General features: G+C 68.1%; 4 protein-coding genes. 2 read left to right on the plus strand and 2 right to left on the minus strand.

Annotated features, from left to right (window positions below):
• Positions 1–48: 48 nt before the first annotated feature.
• Both WH07_RS30985 and WH07_RS30990 read right to left on the minus strand, forming a co-directional pair.
• The gene (locus tag WH07_RS30985) at positions 49–1,359 is read right to left on the minus strand and encodes a ThuA domain-containing protein (protein ID WP_046507408.1); all 1,311 of its coding nucleotides are present in this window, start codon (positions 1,357–1,359) and stop codon (positions 49–51) included.
• 240 nt (positions 1,360–1,599) lie between these two features.
• Positions 1,600–2,067, minus strand: a complete 468-nt coding sequence (locus tag WH07_RS30990; RefSeq protein WP_232789125.1) for an ATP-binding protein — start codon at positions 2,065–2,067, stop codon at positions 1,600–1,602.
• Positions 2,068–2,231: 164 nt separating this feature from the next.
• Between WH07_RS30990 and WH07_RS30995 the strand changes: the two genes are divergently transcribed.
• Positions 2,232–3,107, plus strand: a complete 876-nt coding sequence (locus WH07_RS30995) for a helix-turn-helix domain-containing protein (protein ID WP_046507411.1) — start codon at positions 2,232–2,234, stop codon at positions 3,105–3,107.
• The coding region (locus WH07_RS31000) for a DUF397 domain-containing protein (RefSeq protein ID WP_063775856.1) at positions 3,104–3,324 on the plus strand (221 nt) is incomplete at its 3' end. The genes WH07_RS30995 and WH07_RS31000, both read left to right, overlap by 4 nt.

Consider the following 3,324-nt stretch of genomic DNA (forward strand, 5'->3'; position numbering starts at 1 on the left):
GGCTCCGTACCCGTGCGCCGGAGCGGCCGGAGGGCGGGGCGGGTGGGGTCAGGGCTGCTGGATCAGTTGGAACGACTGGGCCGCCGAGCCGTTGCACGGGCTCTGGATGAGCTGGGTGCCGGAGGCGGTGGTGGGCGGGGCGCTCAGGCATTTGCCGCTGTGACGGGCCGTGAAGTGGTAGCGGCCTGGTGCCTCGGCGACCGCCCGCCACTGCTGGTTCAGACCGCCGGCGTAGTTCCAGAGCTGGATCGGCGCGTTGTCCGCGGTCGACACATCGGTGACATCGACGGCCTGCTGGGCGTTGCCGCGCGGTCCGATGCGCGAGAAGCCGCTGTCGGTGGTGCGGATCTGGTACTGCTGCGCGAGCGTGCTGTTGCAGGTGTACTGCTGGATCGCCGTGCCGTTCGCCGTGGCCGCGGCCCGCGCGTCTACGCACAGGCTGTTGCCGCTGTTCACCAGCGCGTACCAGGCGGACTCATTGATCGGTCCCGGCGGTGTCGGGTCGCCGACCTCGCCCGTGCCGAGCCACTTGAGGCTGTCCAGGAGGAAGCGGTTCTGGGTGGCGCTGCCGAAGGTGGAGGAGAGCGTCTGGCCCGTCTCGTAGTTCATGGCGTTGTGCCCGAAGTTGGAGTAGATCATCCGGTAGCCGGTGTTGGTCCACATGATCGGGTAATAGCCGCTGTACCAGGACTGGTTGGGGTCCGTGCCGAGCGGGAAGCTCACCGGGTCGACGGAGGACAGGATCTTGATGTTCGGCCGGGTCCTGAGGTCGTTGCTCCAGCTGTACCACTCGCTGACGGAGGAGGTGAAGGTCGCCGGCAGGCCGGTGGTCGTGGGGTGGGTGCGGTCCTCGACCTTGAGCGTCGCGGTGGTCGGGCCCCAGGTGTTGGAACGGAAGTTCCCCGAGCCGAGGAAGTCGTTGTAGTACCAGGACCAGCCGCCGGCGTTCGTGGTGAACGCGGAGACATGGAAGCCGAACCAGGCGCCGCCGCCGCGCATGTAGCGCTCGAAGCCCGCGCGCTGCGCTGCGGTCTGCGGTGCGTCGTCGAGGAAGATCACCACCTGGTACTGGTCCTTGGTGATGCTGGTGAGCTGGTTCCAGTTGTTCGTCGCCGTGTACGTGAAGTTGTTCGCGGCGGCCTGCTGCGGGAACCAGGTGTTGGCCTCCCGTACGAAGCTGATGTGCGCGTCGTCCCAGGTGCCGTTGTAGAACGCCAGCACCTTGAAGGGCGCGGCGGCGGTGCCCTCGGCCCGTACGGCGCCCTGGGCGGCGGGCGCGGCGGTCAGGCCGAGCAGTACGGCGAGCAGCGCGAGGAGCCGTACACCGGCACTCCTCAGGCGGACCCTGTCTCTGGTCATCGGGGGGTGGTCCCTTCCTCTGCCGGTGGGGGGTGGCGCACGAACCGGTCGGGTGAAGCTGTCATGGATATGACATCCCGACCGGTAGGTGTGGCCTGCTCGTGATTTAAGAAGTGAACCAACCTCACGTCAAGGCCCTGGTATGGACCAATGTCGGGTTTGGGGGTGGGGGTTGGTTGTGCTGGTTGACCACGATCACGACCGCGCCCCACAGGGTCCGGTCAGCCACTTGCTCCACGGTCAGCCCCGCCGCTCCGCCTCGGGTGTGCCGCCGGCCGTATCGATCTCGGCCCACACGGTCTTGCACCCCAGCGGTTGCGCGGTGATGCCCCACCGGTCCGCCAGCGCGCCGACCAGCAGCAGCCCGCGCCCCGACTCGTCGTCGGGCGGCGCCTCCCGGTGCGGTGCGGGCAACCGGTCGGGTTCGGTGTCGGTCACCTCGATACGGGGCGTGTCCGTGCCTCGTACGGTCAGCGCGAGCCGGAAGTCCCGCCCCGGCGCGCTCCCATGCCGCGCGGCGTTCGACGCCAGCTCGGCGATGACCTGGGCGGCGGAGTCGAAGGGCAGCCCCCACGAGCGCAGTTGTTCCACGGCCAGCAGCCGCGCGAGCCGGGCGCCCCGCCGGGTGGAGGAGAGATGGACGCTGAACCTGGGGGTGGCGAGCGTCTGTTGGGGCAGAGGATGGCGATCAGTATTTTTGAGATTCACATCACACAGCGTGGCGGCCTGTGCATAGGGTGAAAAGTAACGGCGCCCGTACGGACGGTGACTGTCCTGGGCTCAGCCCGGAAGCTGTCGGAGCTGTCCGGGCTGTACAGCGTGATCGCCCGTGCCCGGCGTCGTTGACAACCAGCGAGCCGGAGGGCCCCAGCATGAGTATCGACAGCAGCGGGACGGATTACACGACGGACGGCGCGGACGAGCCGGACTGGGAGCCGGACCCGGGGGACGACTCCGGCGCGGTGATCGCCGCGGTGGCACGTCAGATCAAGCTGTGGCGCGAGGCCGCGGGCCTGAAACAGGCCGAGTTCGGCCAGGCGGTCGGCTACGGCGAGAACCAGATCTACAAGCTGGAGGCCGGAAAGCGCATCCCCAGGCAGGAGTTCCTGGACCGCGCGGACGAGGTCCTGGGCGCGGGCGGCAAGATCGCGGCGATGAAGAAGGACGTGGCGGAGGCGAGGTATCCGAAGAAGGTCCGGGATCTGGCCAAGCTGGAGGCGGAAGCGGTCGAGCTGGGCGCGTACGGCAACCACAACATGCACGGGCTGTTGCAGACGGAGGAGTACACGCAGGCGCTGTTCGAGATGCGGCGCCCTGCCTACTCCCGGGACGAGGTCGCCCGACAGGTCGCGGCCCGGATGGCACGGCATGAGATCTTCGAGCGTCAGCCCTTGCCAACGCTGACGTTCGTCCAAGAAGAGGTGACCCTGCGGCGGCCCATCGGAGGCACAATGGTGTTGCGTCGACAGCTCGAACACCTACTGGAGGTAGGGCAGTTGCGGCACGTTGAGATCCAGGTGATGCCTACGCACCGCGAAGACCATGCCGGGATGGGAGGCCAGCTTCAGCTCCTGAAACTCGACGACGGTTCTGCAGTGGCGCATTGGGAGGGCCAGTTGGCCAGCCGCCTGATCTCGAACCCGAAGGATCTCCGGATCATCGAGCTGCGGTATGGAATCATCCGGTCCCAGGCTCTGACTCCACGGGAGTCGCTGGCCTTCATCGAGAAAGTGCTGGGAGAGACATGACCCACAAGCCCTCCGCCCCCGGCGGTTCCGCGCTGGAGTGGATCAAGAGCAGCTACAGCAGCAACGACGGCCCGGAGTGCGTCGAAGTCGCCGCCACCCCCGCCGCCATCCTCGTCCGCGACTCCAAGCACCCCCAGGGCCCCCGCCTCACCCTCACCCCGACCTCCTGGGCCGGCTTCATCTCGTCCCCCCCCGAGCGCCGAGCCGCCCACGGGCG

This window comes from Streptomyces odonnellii (assembly GCF_000981895.1).
GTDB classification, from domain to species: domain Bacteria; phylum Actinomycetota; class Actinomycetes; order Streptomycetales; family Streptomycetaceae; genus Streptomyces; species Streptomyces odonnellii.

Excerpts from the sequence above, each read along its gene's own strand:
- WH07_RS30985 (WP_046507408.1), bottom strand. The coding sequence starts at position 1,359 with ATGACCAGAGACAGGGTCCGCCTGAGGAGTGCCGGTGTACGGCTCCTC.
- WH07_RS30995 (WP_046507411.1), top strand. The coding sequence starts at position 2,232 with ATGAGTATCGACAGCAGCGGGACGGATTACACGACGGACGGCGCGGAC.